This is a genomic window from Streptomyces sp. NPDC036815 (assembly GCF_055609205.1).
This window is the reverse complement of the sequence record NZ_JBVJPW010000037.1, coordinates 1-17,862: the sequence shown is the minus strand read 5'-3', so window position 1 is coordinate 17,862 and position 17,862 is coordinate 1. Positions and strand designations below refer to the sequence as shown.

Below are 17,862 nucleotides of genomic sequence, written 5' to 3'. Positions count from 1 at the left end.
TCATGACCACCCGGGAACCCGAGACCAGCACCGAAACCCCGCGGGAGGCCATTCCGCTGATGGGCTGCCCCTACAAGGCCAACCCCTACCCCCTCTACGAGCAGATGCGCGAAGCGGGCCCCGTCCACCGCGTGCTTTTCCCCAGCGGCGTCCGGGCATGGCTGGTCACCAGCTACGACGCCACCCACGCCGCGTTGAACGACGACCGCCTCGGTAAAAACCACGCCCGAGGCAACGACCGCTGGCGAGCCCGCGCCTCGATCATGCCCCAGCCGCAACGCTCCCAACTCCAGGTCCACCTCCTCCACCAGGACCCGCCCCGGCACACCCGCATGCGGCGCTACATCACCGACGCCTTCACACCCCGCAGCATCGAGCGACTCCGCCCCCGTTTCCAGGAGCTGGCCGATACCCTCCTCGACGCCCTGCCCGCGGCCGGCCCCGCCGACCTCGTGACCGGCTTCGCCGCGCACTTCCCCTTCCAGGTCCTCGCCGAGGTCATCGGTCTCCCGCAGCAGTTGGCGGCCCGCTTCGACCGCGACTGGGGCAAGGTCGTCCAGCCGGTCGGTCCCACCGACCCTGGGCGCCCGCTGTACGAGGCCCGGCTGCACGGCCTGCAGAGCTACATCGCCGAGGTCGTCGCCCACAAGCGCGAGCACGGGGCAGACGACCTGCTCAGCCGCCTGGTCGTGGCCCGCGATCGCCGCGATCTGACGCCGGAGGAGCTGGACTCGATGATCTTCCAGCTCCTGGTCGCCGGCCAGGAACCGGTCGCCAACCAGATCACCACCGCCCTGATCGCCCTCTTCCGCAACCCGGACCAGCTGGCCCGCCTGCGCGACTCCCCGGACCTGCTCCCCCGTGCGGTGGAGGAACTCCTGCGTTACGGCAGCGCCTTCGAGCTGACCACCTGGCGTTTCTTCGACCAGGACAGCGACCTGCACGGCACCGAGGTCCCTGCAGGCGACTCGGTGATTGTCTCTCTGTGCGCGGCCAACCGCGACCCGCGCTGTTTCGAACACCCCGACATCCTCGACCTCGATCGGTCCCCTAACTCTCACTTGGCCTTCGGCCACGGCATCCACTTCTGCCCGGGCGCCGCCCTCGCCCGCGCCGAACTACAGATCGCCCTGAACACCTTCCTCACCCGCCTGCCCGGCCTGCACCTGGCCATCAGAGACGAGGACATCGAGTGGATCCCCTCCGTCCTCGGCCGCGGCACCAACCACCTGCCCGTCGGCTACGACCGACGTCTCTGACCCCGGCTTCCGGCTGACCGGGTCCGGCCCCACCGCCCGACCCGGACCCGGCAAGCCCACCTAACCCGAAAGACGGCGCCTGGCTTGTCTGCCAACGCGCTATGCCGCCATGCCCGCACGCCCCGGAGGAATGACATGCCGCTGACGACCGCGCCGGACACTCTTTCCCACGAGCATCAGCGCCGCGATCCTGAACCTGCTCCTGCCGCACCACCGTACGACCGACCAAGCTGGCGCCTCCGCCGAGGCGTTCCCACATCAACTGCGTCAGATCACCGACCTCGTACGCGACGGCGTCCCGATCGTGTTCACCCTGCCCGGCTTCCCCTGCAAGTCCCCCAACCCCGCCAAGGTCCTCGGCCACCTTCCCGACCAGGGAGAACGTCTTTCCCTTACCTTCCTGAACACCCTGTGCGGCGAGATCGAGCGGATCCACCCGCCCGGCGCCCGCATGGTCATCTGCTCCGACGGCCACGTATTCGGCGACCTCGTCGGCGCCCCGGACGAGCACATCGATGCCTACGCCGATGCACTGCGCCTACTGATAGGGCAACTGGGCCTGAAGAGGCTGTCCGTCTTCGACCTGCGCGACGTACTCGGCAACCTCCCGCACGACGTCAAACGCACCCACGTCCACGACCGCTACGCCCCCACGGTGGACGCCCTGCGCGCCGAGGTCCGCACCAACGACCACGCTCTCTCCCTCTACCGAGGCGTCACCCGCTTCCTCGTCGAGGACACCGCCGACTACGCAGGCACTCGCTCCGCCCTCCAACGCGAATGCCGACAGCGCGCTTACGGCGTCATCCAGCGCAGCCGAGCCTGGGGCGACCTGATCGCCGAGCACCATTCCCGCTCCGTACGCCTGTCCATCCACCCGCAGCCCGCCGGAGCTCCCAAGTTCGGCATCCGTCTCCTTGACGCCCCCGACGCTTGGACCACCCCCTGGCACTCGGCTGCCCTACGCCGCACCGATGGCACTTGGACCCTGATGCCCCGAGCCAAGGCTGCTCAGATGGGGCGGCTAATCCAGTGCGACGGCAGACCCAGTCACTTCGATCAGGACTGATCGGACTGGCTGAACGATGTCGCGACGAGGAAGCGCACGCACATAGGGCTGGGATAGGAGCCAGGGGGAGCCGTCTGGGAGCCCGTCTCCGAGTTCAGCTACCAAATGGGTCTCAAGGTGGCCCCATAAATCACTTAGAGGCCCCACCCGCTAAGCGGATCAGGACCCTGACCTGGTACTTCACTGTCAAGGTGGCGTGATTTAAACCCACGACCGTTTCGTCCCGAAGGAGGGTCGGGCGTGATCATCGCCGGTTGATTAGCTGTTCTACCTGGTCCGGGCGCTAGAGCGGAGTGAGTGGGCTCGGCTGGTGTCGAAGGGGCTTGAGGAGCGGGTTGGCTCCCAGCGGGAGCGGTCAGCGTGTGTCGTCGAGCTTGCACATCAGGTCGGTGACCAGTACGTGATCGCGAACGGCGTAGGGACGCTCGGACGGATCCCACTGGACCCGGTGCTCCTGGGCCACTTGTTCCGCTCTGCTTCCCGGAGCGCGCACGCGCTCGGCTCTGCTGTGCACGACAACGGACTCCTCGAGCAGCTCATCCTGAGCCCCCTGCTTCAGGAGGAAGTCCACCGGTTCCTCCAACAGCTCCAGGTAAGCGATACGTGGCTCACGCTGCCGGACTGTCAGTTGCCCTGTCAGGAAACGCGAGGTGTAGTTAGCCTCGTCGTCGCGCATGACCGTCCAACTCGCTCTCAGCACGGACAGCTTGGGAATGACTTGCTGCGACTGACCTGCCCTGCGGTATTGAATTGAGGAACGGCCTGCAGTCCTCTGCATGCCACTTTGGAACCGTGTGGTGGCTGGAGTTTCATATCGAGGTAAAGGAAAAACCGAAGTTGCATTGTGAGCTGCTTCACGGTGCGCCCGTCGGGTCTGTGATCAAGTAACTGCAATGAGCGTGCAGGTCACGGTATTCCCGCCAAAGAACACGGCTTACCCACGTCGCGTGAAAGCTCAAGGAGAGGTTACGTGAAGCCCAATACCCCTGCGTGTGGGTGCGGCCACCGCGACTTCGCAGCTCGCTTTTGGTGCCGCGGCGCTGGCCGCCTGAGCGGTTGAACATCACCGCCCCCGGGCCTCGTCGCCGCGGAGGCCGGGCCTGAGTTCAGGCCCCGCAGCCTGGGCGCCGCAAAGCCCTCTGCACGATGCTCCGGGGGAGGGGCAGCCTCTCGCCCGGGGTGAGTATTGCGTCCCATGACACCTGCGTGAACACGTGGTTGCGGCTACGGAGATCACCTGATCTGCCAGTTTATCGTCTTACGATCCTTTTACCTCCGCCGGTGATCACCGGCGCCACCCAACGACCACGCAAGAAAGGACCATCCGTGCGCGCACCCCGCAGCCGGACGACGGCCGCTCTGCTCTCCGCCGTCGTCGCCGCCCCCGTCCTGTTTGCCGCAGCGGCCCCCGCGGGCGCTCAGGACACCGCCCGGTCCGACAAGCACCGGACACCGCAGGCCGAGAAGGCGCAGCAGCTCGCGAAGAAGTTGGTGAAGAAGTCCACCGGCAAGAGCGCCCACCGCCACCTGGAGAAGTTCCAGCAGATAGCCGACGCCCACGGCGGCAACCGCGCCGCGGGCACCTCGGGCCACAAGGCCTCCACCACGTATGTGTATGACCGCCTGAAGAAGGCCGGGTACAAGGTCTCGTACCAGGACTTCACCTTCTACACGTCGCAGACTGTGCGGGAGGGCGCGAGCGTCCTGTCCCCCGAGGCACGCAAGCTGAACGCCCTGGCGTTCGACTTCAGCAAGTCCACGCCCGACGGTGGCCTGCAGGCCCCTCTCGCCGCGGCCCGCGTCGACGCCAGCCCGGGCTGTGAGGCCGACGACTACACCTCGGACACCTTCACCGGGAAGATCGCACTGGTGAAGCGCGGCGCCTGCACCTTCGCTGAGAAGGAGGCCGCCGCGGCCAAGGCGGGCGCCGTCGGCCTCGTGCTTTACGACCACTCCGGTGACGCGCCCGTCGAGGGCGACCTGGAGACTCCGGAGAACGCGCACATCCCCGCGGTCGGCATCACCAAGGCCGAGGGCGAGAAGCTGGCCGAGCAGGTGAAGCAGGGCGAGGTCAAGCTCTCCCTGGACGTTGCTACCAAGGCGATCCCTCACAAGACCCGCAACGTCGTTGCCGAGACCCGCGGCGGCCGCGCCGACCGCGTGGTGGCGCTCGGCGCGCACCTGGACTCCGTGCATGAGGGCCCGGGCATCAACGACAACGGCTCGGGGTCGGCCGGTCTGATCGAAGTCGCGGAGAAGCTCGCCAAGGAGACCAAGGGCGGCAAGGACCTCGCCCATAAGGTCCGCTTCGCCTGGTGGTCGGCCGAGGAGCTTGGTCTGCTCGGCTCGGAGCACTACGTGAAGACCCTGAGCGCGAAGCAGAAGAAGAACATCAAGCTGTATCTGAACTTCGACATGATCGCCTCGCCCAACCCGGCCGAACTTGTCTACGACGGCGACGACTCCGACAGGACGGGTGCTGGCGCGGGCCCGGCAGGTTCGGCGCAGATCGAGAAGCTGATCAACGGCTTCCTGGACAAGAAGAAGGTCCCGCACTGGGGCTCCGACTTCGACGGCCGCTCCGACTACGGCCCGTTCATCGCGAACGGCATCCCGGCGGGCGGCACCTTCACCGGCGCCGAGGACCTCAAGACCAAGGAGCAAGCGGCGAAGGCGGGCGGCAAGGCCGGACGGCCCTACGACCCGAACTACCACGCCAAGGGCGACGACATCAAGAACATCAACCGCAAGGCCTTCGACGTGAACATTGACGTCATCGCGAACGCGGTGGGCACCTACGCACAAGACCTCAGCTCGCTCAGGAGTTAACCTCCATGCCCAGCTGCCGCAAAGACGGATTCTGAACATCACGATGCCAGTCGGACACCTCAGTGCCCGCCCCGTGTCGTGACTCAGGTACTGCCTACAGCGTGAAGGTTGAGGAGGGCGCCAGGCGCCCTCCTCAACCTTCACGCTGCTACTGAACGCGACCGTGCCGCCCGCGGTCACCCGGGGTCCTTCGCCGAACTGCTCACGGCCCGCGGTGTGAATGTTTGGGGTCGTGACTGCGGGTCGGGTTAGGTGGCAGCCATTGACACCACCCCAGACATTCACAGGCTGGGTGCCGACGGCGGGGACGGGGCCGCCAGCGTTGCCCTTTACGGTGTGGGTCTCAGGCCGTAGCGGCTTCCCGAGGCGGTGAGGCGGAGTTGTTCACTGTCCTGGGCCGTGATGAGGGGGAGGAGCGGAGTCCGGTGCGCACCACTCCCGCGCGCCGACCGTACCGGGCCGCCCACCGAGTCGATGCGTACTGGATGGACGGTGGTGCGCGGCAATTGAACACCCTGAGTGGACCCTTCTCGGCGGTGCCTACTGCACGTCGGACAGGGCTGTCTGCATGGCCTGCGTTACCGCGTTGCGATGGTTCGTGAGCGCGAGTTCAGCCTCCTGGTGTGGCTCCCCGCTGGTCACCGCGTCCCGATAGCCGATCAGCAGATGCACGAGCTCACGGGACATTTCCGCCAGTCCCGGCGGTGCCACCAGGTGCAGCTGTATACGTGCGGGGAATACATCGTGATCAGTCAACGCGTCCTGAACTCGACGTACCCTCTCCTCGTCGCTGCTGTCCCTGCCCGCGCGGTGTATCTGTTCCAGCCGCAGTCACCGAACCTGTGACACCAGACGGGGGACCCGCCCGGTCGCGTCGCAGCCGGGCTTGTTCGTATGGATCAGACCTTGCAGAAGCCCGTTGCTCGAAGCACGTCGTTGATCTTCGTGCCCTGCTCTTCCGTCGTCGTCACGTCCTTGTATGTGAAGCGCTGCGACGCCAGCCAGTTGAGGCGCTTCGTCTTGCCGTTGATCGCCATGCACTGGTTGCGCGCGGCATCTACGGCCTTGTCCTCGTAGCGCACGACGTCTGGTGCTGCGGCCTGCAGGGCACGTATGAGCTTGGCCCGCTCGGCAGCGTCGGGTTTCGGCGGCAGGCCGGCCGATCGTGCGGCGTCGTCCTTCTGCTTCTGCGGCAGCGCAGTAGCTGTCGCGCTCGGCTTGGCCTTCGGTGCGTCGTCGGCTTTGTCGTCGCTCGACGAGCAGGCGGTGAGGGCGAAGGCCGCGGTGAGAAGCAGCGCGGCGGTGGTGGCGCGGTAGTTCATGGTCCCCCCAGGGATGGTGAGTCGAAGGGGGTCATCATGCCGCGTCAGTTCTCCCAACTACGGGCGCAGTGACCGATTGCTGGGCAACGAGGTCACACGGGCTTCGTACTCGCCCAGAGTCCGGCCGTCACGGCCAGGCCGTTGATCGTCTTGTCTGTGAGCAGCGCGACGTATCCGCTCCGACAGTGGCTCGCACGGCATTTATGCATTTCTGTGCGCCCAGCAGGCTGCCCCGGGACTCATGGCAGGCCGGTCAATCGGACGGGACGGGAAGAGGTGAAAGGGAATCCCTATCGCTACACCGGAATTCCCTAATCGACTGGAGCTGAAGATGTAAGTAATGTCTGATCTCAGCAAAGGCGACCTTGGTGATTGCGGAATGGACCGACGCGTTGCCGTGTCGCGCCTGAACTCAGACTAAAAGGAGTGTCGTGCCGGAGAACATGCCGCACCGTCGCCGCTTTGCGGCGGGAGTTGCCACTCTTGTCGCCGCAGCCATGATTGGCACCGCCGCCTCCGGGGCGGCCGCTGCCGCCGATCGAACGCGAGAGAAGACGCCGAGGGCGGCAGTATCTGTTGATGCGTTGCAGAGTCTGCAGGATGCCGTAATCCGTATCGAGGCGAGCACGCCAACGGAAGGTTCAACCTCTGCTCTCATTCGCTCCGGTCGCCTTGATAGCGTCAGCGACGAGGAGGGAATAGCTGCACTTCAGTAGGCATTCGACATAATTGGTTCAATTCCTAAGTCGCTCATTCAGCGCATCGAGGCCGGCGACCCTGGGGCGCAGCAGGAGTTGGCGGATTTTCTAAACCAGGCCGCTAGCGCAGAACCCGCAACGCGGGGATGGTTCCAGTGCGCGGCTGGGGTGGCGAAGTTTGCCGCTGAGAACGCGATCGGAGTCGCCAAGGTCTACAAGATCGTCAAGGGGGGCAAGAAAGTAGTCAAAGCTGTTTGGGCTTGGATAAAGCACAAGAAGCGCCCCACTGGCATCGATGAGGACATCGTTGATCTCTTAGTTAACTCCACGGGGCTTCCTGCACTGGCAGAGGCGTGCCTGTAGGGCATCGAAAGGAAATGAGCACCGTGAAAAGCCATGAGGAAAGTCGCGCTGCTGACTCAGATGATGAGCTTGGGGCCATAGGAGGAGGCGCTCTGTATACGGCCATGTTCCTTCTGGTGGCTTATATACCCGGCACCCTTATTGGTGAATGTATCGGCAATCGCGGTTTGCCCACTTCCCCTTGGGTGATCGCACCGGCCGTGGCGCTGGTTATCAGCGTCATGCTTCGGTTCGAGACGTACCTTGAAGGGCTATCTTGGTGGTCTCGGGTGGAGTATGGGTGGGGAGGTCTCCTGCTCGGCCAAAGTTTCGTACTCCCCATCGTCCTCGCTGTGGTGTGGCCCAACTCCGTCTGGCCGTGGCTACCGCCAGCGGTCCCCACGCTTTTGTCCGTCGTGCCGATCTCATTCGCTATCTGGTGTATCAAGCGGTGGCATCGGCATCTCTGGAAAACGCAGCGGCCGCAACTGGGCCCGTATCGACCTGTTCCGCGGATCAGTGACCGGGGTTCTGAGAATTTCTAGTGAACAGTGACCCCGCCGCGACAGGGGGTGCGGCGGGGCCCGGTGTCAGGCTTCTCTTCCGTCAGCGCCTGCGCGGCAGTTCCTTGCGGACGAGTCGGAGGCCAGGCCGGACACCGTACACGTCGACACCCAGGGACAGTCCTTCCCGGTCTTCGGACTCGCCCACCTGCTCGGCATCGACCTGCTGCCGCGGATACGCAACTTCCAGGACCTCACCTTCCATCGCCCCAATCCGCAAGCACGCTACCGGCATATCGACGCGATGTTCTCCACCGATCCGCGCGACTGCATCGACTGGCAGCTCATCGAGAACGGTTGGAAGGACCTCTGCAGGTCGGCCTGTCGGTACGGGAAGGCACAGTATCTTCCGTCACCCTCCTACGGCGCCTGAACAACCATTCCCACAAGAACCAGATCTACAAGGTCTTCCGCGAGGTCGGTCGCGCGGTAAAGATGGCCGTGCTGCTCCGCTACCTCTCGGGCCCACAGCTGCGGGAGCAGATCACCAGGGCGACGAACAGGGCCGAGGCATACAACGGGTACACAAAGTGGCTGCACTTCGGCGGCGACGGCTACCTGCGCTCCCGCGATCCCGAACTCCACGAGAAGGCCGTCAAGTTCCTCGACCTAATGGCCAACAGCATCATCTTCTCCACCATGGTCGACATGACCGACACACTGCGCCAGATGGCCGCCCAGGGCTGGGAGCTGAGCGCACCCTCGACATCTCGCCCGGCCCCTACGACAACGCGCTTCGCCTCTCAGCGGACGGCCCCTGACGAGGCTCTCCTCTAAGAGGCCAGCCAAAGGCAAGCCGAAACCCTGTGGAGCCTGCCTGCGGGGCGTGGAATGCTCTTGGACGGCCGCCGAAGGAAGGGAAGGTCAAAAAAGTGTACGTCCCGTCATCTGTACGAGCTCTCAATGATGATGAGCGTGAGCTCGTGGAGCTGGCACGCCGCACCATAGACGCGCATACCGACGCCGGGCCCGATGAAGACGGGATCCACACGGTGGGCGCCGCGGTCATGGCCGCCGACTACCGGATGTTCGCCGGCGTGAACCTCTACCACTTCACCGGCGGGCCCTGCGCCGAACTCGTAGCTCTGGGAGCTGCGCGGGCCCAGGGCGCCCGCCAGATGCGCTGCATCGTCGCCGTGGGAAACCATGGGCGCGGGGTCATCGGCCCGTGCGGGCGCGATCGGCAGGTCTTCGTGGACTACTATCCCACCCTGCGCGTCATCGTGCCCACCCCCGCGGGGCTCAGGTCCGTGCTCGCCGCCGACCTAATGCCGCTGGCTCAGCGATGGACCCCGGAGGCGGGCATGAACGGTCTCGACCCATTGCTCTACCAAGGCCCCGAGACGGCCGGTCCCCCGATCATTCGGTTCAACCCCCGCTACCTCGAAGTCGTCCGCTCCGGCGCCAAGACCAAGACCACCCGCTTCCGGGACCCGGCGCAGCTCGGCCCGGCACGGCTGGTGTTCGAGAGCGACCCGGAAGTCGTCCTGTTGGCAGAGGTGACCGACATCAGGCACTGCCTGGTCAGCGACCTCACCAACCAGGACGCCCAAGCTGAGGGGCTGACTACCGCAGCCGAACTCCGGGAAGCCCTCAAGGGCCACTACCCAGATCTGGCGGGAACCGACGAAGTCGACGTCATCACCTTCCAGACCAACGACAAGAAGGGCGCCGCTTAAAACCACGGATGCGTCAACGACGGCTGGGCGGTTTCGCCAGCTGACCGACCGCATTGCTCGGCAGGCCTCCCCTTCTGTCATCACTTTGTGTATCTCCTCCAAAGCCATTGCAGGCCAGGGGGACCAGCGCGGTGTCCTCGGCGTCGTAGGCGGCGTCGGGATGGGCGGCCATGGAGGTGTCGGCCAGGATGCGGTTGGGCAGGCCGACTTCCGCACCTGCCACTACGCCGATCTCGCCGCCCGCCGGCCCCGCCTGATCTGTGCCGGACACGCACTCGGACCCTCCGACGAGGGAGATCACCTCGACCTGCTCGGACAGAGCTATCTGCTCGCGACCCGCATGCCCTCAGCAGGAGCCCGGGACATGGCTGTCCGGCGTCTCCTACTCGCTGATCTTCTCAAGTGTGCCGTTGGCTCCAGGGGTGTATCGGCGTCGCGTGTTCTTTTCGATCTTGCGTGTAACTTCTTCGTCGAGGTTGACGCCTTGCATCTCGGCGATCGCCACCAGGTACAGGAACACGTCGGCCAGTTCCTCGTCGGCGTCGGGGAGCCCCTTGCGCCAGGCGGTGAACGCTTCCCCGATCTCCGCAGTGAGCAGGCCGAACTCCAGTGCGATCTCAGTGGTGTTGAACCCCTTGGTGACCTCGTTCTCCCAGGCGAGCTTCTGCGCCTCGGTGATGTCCACGGTGTTCCCCTTGATGGTGCGTTTCGGCTTCTCGGGGAACCCTAGCGAGGCGGACGGGTGGTATCGGGACAGTTGTCATCTGTTGGTGAGGGTGGTCTTGGTGTCGGTGCTGTATGTGAGCACGGGCGCGTGGCCGGTCAGGGTGCGGAAGGCGCGTTGGTAGGCGTCGGCGAGCTCGGTGACTTCGTCCAGAGGAGACGCGTGGCCGTCGCGGTTGTGGAGGCGGTGGCGGAGCGTGGACGGTGATGCGATCAGGTGGAGGAAGACGCCGTCGCGTTGGGTGATGAGTGCGGCGAGGTCGAAGGCCTCGCTCCAGGTGAGGCGAGACCGGCTGCGGTAGAGGGGGCCGTAGACGAGTTCGCTGAGGAAGCTGCGGTCCCGGACGAAACGGCCGGGACGGGCGAGGAGGTCACGCTAGCGGCTCGTCAGGTCCTGGTGGTCGGGCGGCCGCGAGGGGATCGCCGCCCTCGAAGCGGGTCGGACAGAGGGTGGTGATCCCATGCTGAGTGGGGAAGCCGGGCAGATTCTGAGCCGAGGTGTACGGCGAGGGCTTGGCGTAGACGGCACCGCTTGTGCGGGCCGGGATGACGGTCTGCTGTGGGACAGGGAGTTGGAGCGCGGCGTCGACACAGGTGCGGATGGCGTGCTGGATCTGGGCCTGATGCGGTCAGCGAAGGTCGCGTAGTGGGTCCGCCCGGGACCCGGCGCGGTTGTGGCGGCGCACGGTGGCCTCGGCGAGGCCGTGCTCCTGGAGCTGCTGGATGAGCGCGCCGGACAGGTCACAGCGAATCGGCAGCGTGTTGACGAAGCAGCCGAACATCGCCTCCTGCTCGGGGCGTTCGCGTCCGGCGCTGGGGACACAGACGACCATGTCGTCCTGCTGGGAACAGCGATGCAGAAGAGTCTGGAAGACGGCCAGCAGAACCATCATCTCGGATGCGTTCTCCCTGCGGGCCAACCCACGCAGCCGCCCCCACAGGTCCGCGCCGACGGTGCCGGCCACGGCGCCGCCCCGGCCGGAGAGCCGGTGCGGCCGGGCGTGGTCGGTGGGGAGCGCGAGGGCGGTGGGCAACCCCGCGAGTCGATCACGCAGGCGCTCCAGGCCTTTCGCGACGAGGTCGTCCCGCGGCCCGCCGGCCCGTTGCCACACGGCGAAGTCCGCGTACTGCACCGGCGGCGCCGCTGCCGGCGGCCGGCCGGCCGCGCGCCTGGTGTACGCGTCGGCGAGCTCGGTGACGAGGAGGACGGTGGTCTGCTCGTCCGCCAGGATGTGGTGCAGGACCAGGCTCAGGACGTACGCCTCGTCCTCGATCCGCAGCAACAGGGCGCGGAACAGCGGCCCTTCGCTCAGGTCGAAGGGGCGGGCCGCCTCGTCGGCGAGGGCTGCGCGTGCCTCGGCCTCGGCCTGCGAGCTGTCCCGGAAATCGACGAGCCCCACATCCACCGCGACGGCGGGATGCACCCGCTGATACGGCGTCCCGTCGGAACCGGCGATCGTGGTGCGCAGGATCTCGTGCCGTGCCACCAGATCCCGGAGAGTCGACCGCAGCAGATCGACGCGGACTCTGCCGTCAAGTCGTACCGCCAACGGGATCGCGAAGGCGGCGCCGCTCGGGTCCAGTTCGTGCTGCAGCCAGAGAAGTTCCTGGCTCCAGGACAGCGGGGGCGTGACGGAATCCGCGCCGCGCGGCAGGATGTGGGCGACACGTCCCGGCTGCGCCGCGCGGGCCCTCTCAGCGAGGAGGCGTTCCAGGTGGCTGCGCTGGTGTGGGGAGAGCCCCGACAGCCGCTCTGCGAGTGACGCTTGCCGGGGTGTGTCCGCCGTCATCGGGACCGCCGTGGTCCGAAAGGTCGGCACGGCCCGAGCGGTTGGCACGACCCGAATAGTCGGCGCGGTGCGCGGTCCACCTGCTTCACCTCACACTTCTCGACATGGTCTGGTCGTTGTGCGTGTCCGGTGTGGCGCTTCGGGTGACGGGCAGCTGCACCGCTTCGGGATACAGGGTCAGCCGATGGCCCGAGTGGTGGCCGACACCCGGCCGGGGCGGGTTCTGCGCTGGTCCTTCACGATGCTGACGCGCTTCAGCCAGCGGTCCGTGCCGTTGTAGCGGGGGCGGAAGGGGCGCCTGCCGTGCACGGCGCTCTGGTTGTCTATGAACCCGATCTCGCCCGGGGCCAGCGGGAACTCCTGGACATGGGCGTCGAGGTGCCCGATCAGCCAGGCGAGCACCCGGTCGGCCTCGTCGTCACCGGGCGCGGCCGTGGTGAAGTCCCTGTCGATCCGTAGGACGGGGGCGTCCCGGTGGCCGTCGATCAGGGGAACCGGGGGCGGTGCGGAGCGTGCCCGCGCCACGTCGACGGAGGGCGGCACGGCTTCGGGGTCCGCCGCCCCGCCCGACAGTTCGATGTGCGAGCTGTCGGGAACGATGAAGAACCTCGGCTGGCGCAGCACGCCGAGGATGCTCTCGGGGATGGCGCTCAGATCGGGCAGGGCCAGTGTGGTGGCGGTCAGCCCGGCGTTGCGCAGACACAGCAGCCCGATCCAGTCCGCCCGGTAGGGAGAGAACGCATCCTCTGTGTGCCAGCTGAGCTCCTTGTGGCGGGGCTTTCAGTGGTCAGCGGGCGCGGTGAGCACCGTTCGGGAGGCGAAGTTCCGGTAGCCGGCGCGCTCGAAGGCGGCGGCCATCGGGCGGTTCGTCACGTCCGTGTCGGCCACGATGCGCTGGGCCCCGGCGGCGGCCAGGATGTGCGTCGTCTCCGCGAGCAGGTCGTCCACATGGCCCCGGCCGCGCAACTTCGGGACCACACCGAGATAGCCGACCACGAAGTTCAGGTCGTTGCGGCTCGGGATGATGAGGCCGGCGAGAGTGCCGTCCGGGGTGTGGGCGAGCCGCCACCAGGCGCGGTCGCCCGGCATCGCTCGGTAGCCCGCCAGATCGGCTCGCGCCGCCGCGTCGGCGCCGTGCCGGGTGAGCATGCGTTGGGTCGTGGTGTCGAGGCTTCCGACGGTGAGCTCACGGAAGACACCGAGGAACACCTCGTCGTCAGGTTCGGTCCGGAAGAGCAACTTGCCGGGCCGGGCGGGCAGTTCCACATCCGGCGTCCATTCGTAGCGGAGCCTTCGCAGGACGTCGGTGAGGCCGGACCGTGCCGCGGCGTCCACGCGCCACGCCAGCGCGGCGGCCGCGTCCGGTGCGGAGGTGTCCTTGTGCGAGAACAGATGGAACTCGGGCACCTCGGTCATGCCTGCCGCACGGAACTGCTGGTGCGCCGCAGTGATCAGGTGTGCGGCGAGTGCCGCACGGTCCTGGACCGACTCGTGTACGTACAGGCAGTCGAGCACCAGCGGATGAGTACCGTCGTCCTCGCCCCACCACACTCCACGCGCGAGGAGCTCGCCGCCGTCCTCGGCGACCCAGGTCCACTCCGGACGGTACTGACGCGCATCGAGTCCGGCGCGGAACTGTTCGGGATCGACCCAGTTGATCGGCTCGTTCACCGTGCAGTCGAGAGCACGTGCCACTTCACGAGAGGAAAGGGCGCGTACCAGCATGCGTATCTCCAAAGGTTGTTCAAAGGGCGATCACGGGGTGATCAAGGGGTTTTCGCGGGTCGTGGGGTTCGGGTGAAGCGGCCGCGGCCGGGGATCAAGGAGTGATCATGACTGCTCCTGAGAGTTGGCGCTGTCGTCGGACAACTCCGAGATCAGGGACTCCAGTTCGTCCGCGTCCAGGGCGGCGGCCTGGAGCGCGAGGATCTGCTGGGCAAGGGAAACGACAGTGGGCGTCTCGAAGAATCCACGCAACGGCACGTCCACCGCGAACTCCACGCGGACCTGGTTGACGAACTTCGTCGCGAGCAGGGAGTTACCGCCGATGTCGAAGAAGTCGTCGTCCACTCCCACTTCTTCGAGGCCGAGCGCTTGGGCGCAGAGCTCGGCGAGCCGTGCCTCCATCGGCGTCCGGGGTTGCTGTACGCGGCCGGCGGCGTCCGCTCTGCCCGGCCGGGGGAGTGCGGCACGGTCCACCTTGCCGTTGGAGGTCAGCGGCAGAGCGTCGAGCACGACCACCACGTCGGGCACCATGTAGGGCGGGAGCCGGTCCCGTACGTGGGAGCGCAGTTCGGCCGGGTCGGGCGGGCCGGTGGACGGCGCCGTGCCCAGGACGGCATAGCCGACGAGCCGCTTCTCGCCCGGCTGGTCCTCCCGAACGACGGCCACCGCCGCGGACACCGCGGCGTGGGATACCAACGCGGCTTCCACCGCACCCAGTTCGATGCGGAAGCCGCGGATCTTGACCTGGTTGTCCACCCGGCCGATGAAGTCGAGCGTGCCGTCGGACCGGTGCCGCGCGAGATCGCCCGTGCGGTACATGCGTCCTCCGGGCGTTCCGCTGAACGGATCGGGGACGAAGCGAGCAGCGGTGCGAGCCGGCTGGTGGAGGTAACCGCTTGCGAGCCCGCTGCCTCCGATGTACATCTCACCGGGAACGCCCACCGGGACGGGCCGCAGATGGCGGTCCAGGAGGCAGATCCGTGTGTTGTCCACGGGCTTCCCGATCGGTAGCCCAGACGTCTCGACGATGTCCTCGGCCCGGCCCGGACCCTCCACCAGGTGCACGGTGGAAGTGCAGGTCACCTCCGTCAGGCCGCCGTATACGTGCAGCAGTGGCACACCGGACGAACACTTCTTCCAGCAGACGTCGAAACCGATCGGGGCGAGTTGCAGGAAGCGGTCCGCGCGGGTCAGCCGCAACCGCTCGGCCATGGCCCGGGTGTAGTTGGCGAGGGCGCCGTGGTGGATGAGCGCGCCCTTGGGCGCGCCGGTGGTTTTGGAGGTGTAGAACACACAGGCCGTGCTCAGCGCCGCACTGCGGACCGGGAAGTCGGTGGGCGTGGTGGCCCCTTGCTGTTCGGCGGGCCACTCGCCCGGTGTGCGCACCGCGCCCTCGGGCAGTGCGCCGTGGAGCACGCGGGCGGATGCGGCGTCGGCGAAGGCCAGGTGTGCCCTGGCGTGGTCGAGGATGCTCAGCAGCCTGGCTCTGGGGTGCTCCGGGTCCAGGGGCAGGAACGCACCACGTGCTTTGAGTACCGCCAGCATGGTCACCACCAGCGTCGCGGTCGGTGCGGTCACCAGGGCCATGACGGACTCGGGGCCGACTCCCTGCGCGGCCAGCGCGCGGCCGAGCCGGTCGGCCCGTGCGTCGAGCTCGGCGTAGGTGAGCACCTCTGTTCAGTGATCGCCCAACCTCCGGCAACAGGAGCCTTGGTGCTGAGCCCTCGGCGCCATTGAAGTGGATCATGCTGCCGCAGAACAGCGCCGCGCTGACATGAACGGCGGCATCGGAGGACTGCGCCTCGCTGAAGGACACCGTGCCGCCGGAGAACTGCGCGTGGGTGAAGGAGACTTCGCCGTCGAGGAACTGGGCCTCGCGGAAGCAGACCGTGCTGCCCGGAGCGAAGACCCCGCCGGTGAAGTCGCCGCCGTCGAAGACGACGCCGATGAAGCCCCGGTCGTAGCCCTGCCAGGAGGCGGCGAAGTCCTCGGGGCCGACTGCGAGCCGGTCCCGGATGAGGCGGATGATGGTGTGCCGCCCCTCCCGCGAGGCCAGGTAGGCGTGCCGGGCGGCAGTGTCGTCCGGCGGGAGGTCGGCCTCGGCGGTGTAGGGCAGGCGCAGATACGCGCACAGTACGTCGATGCACGTCTGACGCAGCAGGTCGGTGGGAGCGTCGTCGGCGAGTCCGGCCAGTGCGTACACGCTGCCCAGCCGCACCGCGGCAGACTCCTCGCCCAGTTGGGACACCGCGGTGGTGAAGCGTTCGGTGTGAAGCCGGGTGGCCTCGCGCAGCGTGCCGTCCTCGTCCAGCCGCTGGCGCCGGTAGGCCACCACTAGGGCGACCAGCGCACCGGCCACGGCCACCACCCCGAAGGCGAGTTCCACCAGGTCGGAGAGCGTCTTGGCGTCGAGGCGCTCTTGTGTCTCGAGGCCGTGGGCGCCGAGCAGGGCCCAGCCGGCGAAGAACACCCCGGCCGCGATGAAGACCGCGAGGACGAACGTCGCGGCCAGGACCAGGCCCCCCAGCCACATGCGCAGGCCCCGCTGATGCGGGCGGCGAGGTATCAGACGGAGAGTCACACCCTGTAGGTTCACCCACGCCTGTCTTCGCCCGCAGGCACTCCGCCCATCCGCGGTCTGCGCCGAAACCGTGTTGCGCGCCTGCCGCAGTTCCGCTCCTGCCCTGCGGCTGACGGGATACAGCATGGGTGTAGTTCACCTGTAGGGACCTCACTGAACGGGACGGAGTAGCCAGTTAGAACCCGTCTCGAAACCTTCCGTTCAGCGGCGCTTCGAACTGGCACGATCCCAGGATGACTTCGTCGATATCCGAGTCGTGGATGCGTATAGAGGCTTGGCTCGCCCTGCACGCACCTCGAACGTTTGCTGCCCTTGAACCCCCGGCGGAGCGCTCGGCAATTGCTGTGGCTGAACAGGCCGTCGGACAGTCATTCCCCGAGCCCTTGGTGGAATCCTTGCTGCGGCACAACGGCATGGGCCACTACGACCTGCTGCCGCCGTTCTGGTCTCTGCTCGATGTGCAGGGCATCGCGAGGGCCTGGCAGACACGCATGAAGATCTATGGAGACGAGCTAGCGGGCGCAGAGGAAGGTGATCCGGACAGGGAGCACGGGCCGTGGTGGCATGCCCAGTGGGTCCCCTTCGCCTTTGACGGTGCAGGAGATTACCTCATCATCGATCAGCGCCCCTACCGTCGCCGGGGAAGGATCGGCAATGCCGATCATGAAACAGGATGCTACTTTTCACGCCACCCCATGTGGGAGTCGCTTCTGTCTCTCCTGAATGCGACGGCTACGGCTCTGGAGACTGGCGAGTCAGTCGACGGATACCTGCCTGTCGCGGTCGATGAGGATGAACTGGACTGGGAGTTCTGATGCTCAGGCTGCTGCGACGGCCTGGGGGATGCGGGGCCTAGCTGCATCCGGGGGGATGGGCGGCCGAGTGAGGCGGCGCGTCACGAGCGTGATCGGACCTCTATCCGGACGCGATAGGCACGGCCGTCGGCGGCCAGCTGGTGATCGTGCCCAGCAGGGTGGAGACGATGGCAAGGGTGGCGGTGAGGAGGGTGGTTAACACCCAGTGCCTCTCTCGGCGTTCTGGTGAGGTGGAGAAATCGGGGGAGAGCACCGACCCAAGGAGGGGCCTCCAACGTCCAGTGGAAGGCGCCGCCGGTCAACGGCCCAGGGCACGACGACGCCCGTGATCGCGATGGACCTGGCCGCCGTCCGGGTCCGGACAGCGCAGTACTCAGAGGTCGTTTCATCCTGTTGTTTCATCCCTGAATGCGGCTTTGGTGTGCTGGTGTCGGGTCGCGCCAGGAGATGGTGTTCTCGCCGGTGAG

Annotated in this window: 13 protein-coding genes and 3 pseudogenes; 7 read left to right on the top strand and 9 right to left on the bottom strand. The window is 66.8% G+C overall.

What is annotated here, in order from left to right; all coding sequences use genetic code 11:
- The first annotated feature begins 2 nt into the window (after positions 1–2).
- Both ACZ69I_RS38125 and ACZ69I_RS38120 read left to right on the top strand, forming a co-directional pair.
- Positions 3–1,259 (top strand): cytochrome P450 family protein, encoded by a 1,257-nt coding sequence (locus ACZ69I_RS38125; RefSeq protein WP_470837086.1) that lies wholly within the window; start codon positions 3–5, stop codon positions 1,257–1,259.
- Positions 1,260–1,394: 135 nt separating this feature from the next.
- Positions 1,395–2,328, top strand: a pseudogene (locus ACZ69I_RS38120) (L-tyrosine/L-tryptophan isonitrile synthase family protein).
- A 355-nt stretch (positions 2,329–2,683) separates the two neighbouring features.
- Here the strand turns inward: ACZ69I_RS38120 and ACZ69I_RS38115 are convergent.
- Positions 2,684–3,004 carry a hypothetical protein gene (locus tag ACZ69I_RS38115; RefSeq protein ID WP_467682541.1) on the bottom strand — a complete coding sequence of 107 codons (321 nt, stop codon included), beginning with the start codon at positions 3,002–3,004 and terminating at the stop codon, positions 2,684–2,686.
- Positions 3,005–3,654: 650 nt separating this feature from the next.
- Between ACZ69I_RS38115 and ACZ69I_RS38110 the strand changes: the two genes are divergently transcribed.
- Positions 3,655–5,157 (top strand): M28 family peptidase, encoded by a 1,503-nt coding sequence (locus ACZ69I_RS38110; RefSeq protein ID WP_467682542.1) that lies wholly within the window; start codon positions 3,655–3,657, stop codon positions 5,155–5,157.
- 540 nt (positions 5,158–5,697) lie between these two features.
- On the opposite strand, the gene ACZ69I_RS38105 is transcribed toward ACZ69I_RS38110, so the two are convergent.
- Positions 5,698–5,829 (bottom strand): hypothetical protein, encoded by a 132-nt coding sequence (locus ACZ69I_RS38105; RefSeq protein WP_467682543.1) that lies wholly within the window; start codon positions 5,827–5,829, stop codon positions 5,698–5,700.
- 227 nt (positions 5,830–6,056) lie between these two features.
- On the bottom strand, positions 6,057–6,479 hold the full coding sequence (locus ACZ69I_RS38100; protein WP_467682544.1) for a hypothetical protein: 423 nt from the start codon (positions 6,477–6,479) through the stop codon (positions 6,057–6,059).
- Between the two features lie 1,727 nt (positions 6,480–8,206).
- On the opposite strand from ACZ69I_RS38100, the pseudogene ACZ69I_RS38095 reads away from it, so the two are divergent.
- Positions 8,207–8,859: pseudogene (locus tag ACZ69I_RS38095) on the top strand (Tn3 family transposase); the annotation flags it as partial.
- A gap of 146 nt (positions 8,860–9,005) precedes the next feature.
- Positions 9,006–9,761 (top strand): ASCH domain-containing protein, encoded by a 756-nt coding sequence (locus tag ACZ69I_RS38090; protein ID WP_467682545.1) that lies wholly within the window; start codon positions 9,006–9,008, stop codon positions 9,759–9,761.
- Positions 9,762–9,774: 13 nt separating this feature from the next.
- Here ACZ69I_RS38090 and ACZ69I_RS38085 read toward each other — a convergent pair whose 3' ends face one another.
- The 6 genes and pseudogenes from ACZ69I_RS38085 to ACZ69I_RS38060 all read right to left on the bottom strand — a co-directional run bounded on the left by ACZ69I_RS38085 (position 9,775) and on the right by ACZ69I_RS38060 (position 15,670).
- Positions 9,775–10,032, bottom strand: coding sequence for a hypothetical protein (locus tag ACZ69I_RS38085; protein WP_467682546.1), 258 nt, complete (start codon positions 10,030–10,032; stop codon positions 9,775–9,777).
- A 111-nt stretch (positions 10,033–10,143) separates the two neighbouring features.
- Positions 10,144–10,446 (bottom strand): MazG nucleotide pyrophosphohydrolase domain-containing protein, encoded by a 303-nt coding sequence (locus ACZ69I_RS38080; protein ID WP_467682547.1) that lies wholly within the window; start codon positions 10,444–10,446, stop codon positions 10,144–10,146.
- Between the two features lie 667 nt (positions 10,447–11,113).
- A complete protein-coding gene (locus ACZ69I_RS38075; protein ID WP_470837084.1) occupies positions 11,114–12,322 on the bottom strand; it encodes a condensation domain-containing protein in 1,209 nt (402 codons plus the stop codon).
- Between the two features lie 129 nt (positions 12,323–12,451).
- Positions 12,452–13,033, bottom strand: a pseudogene (locus tag ACZ69I_RS38070) (TauD/TfdA family dioxygenase); the annotation flags it as partial.
- Between the two features lie 21 nt (positions 13,034–13,054).
- Positions 13,055–13,969 carry a GNAT family N-acetyltransferase gene (locus ACZ69I_RS38065; protein WP_467682549.1) on the bottom strand — a complete coding sequence of 305 codons (915 nt, stop codon included), beginning with the start codon at positions 13,967–13,969 and terminating at the stop codon, positions 13,055–13,057.
- Between the two features lie 135 nt (positions 13,970–14,104).
- Positions 14,105–15,670: a non-ribosomal peptide synthetase gene (locus ACZ69I_RS38060; RefSeq protein WP_467682550.1), complete on the bottom strand. Its 1,566-nt coding sequence runs from the start codon at positions 15,668–15,670 to the stop codon at positions 14,105–14,107.
- Between the two features lie 103 nt (positions 15,671–15,773).
- Here ACZ69I_RS38060 and ACZ69I_RS38055 point away from each other — a divergent pair, with 103 nt between their 5' ends.
- Positions 15,774–16,337 carry a hypothetical protein gene (locus ACZ69I_RS38055; RefSeq protein WP_467682551.1) on the top strand — a complete coding sequence of 188 codons (564 nt, stop codon included), beginning with the start codon at positions 15,774–15,776 and terminating at the stop codon, positions 16,335–16,337.
- A 476-nt stretch (positions 16,338–16,813) separates the two neighbouring features.
- On the top strand, positions 16,814–17,395 hold the full coding sequence (locus tag ACZ69I_RS38050; RefSeq protein WP_467682552.1) for an SMI1/KNR4 family protein: 582 nt from the start codon (positions 16,814–16,816) through the stop codon (positions 17,393–17,395).
- The last annotated feature ends 467 nt before the right edge of the window (positions 17,396–17,862 follow it).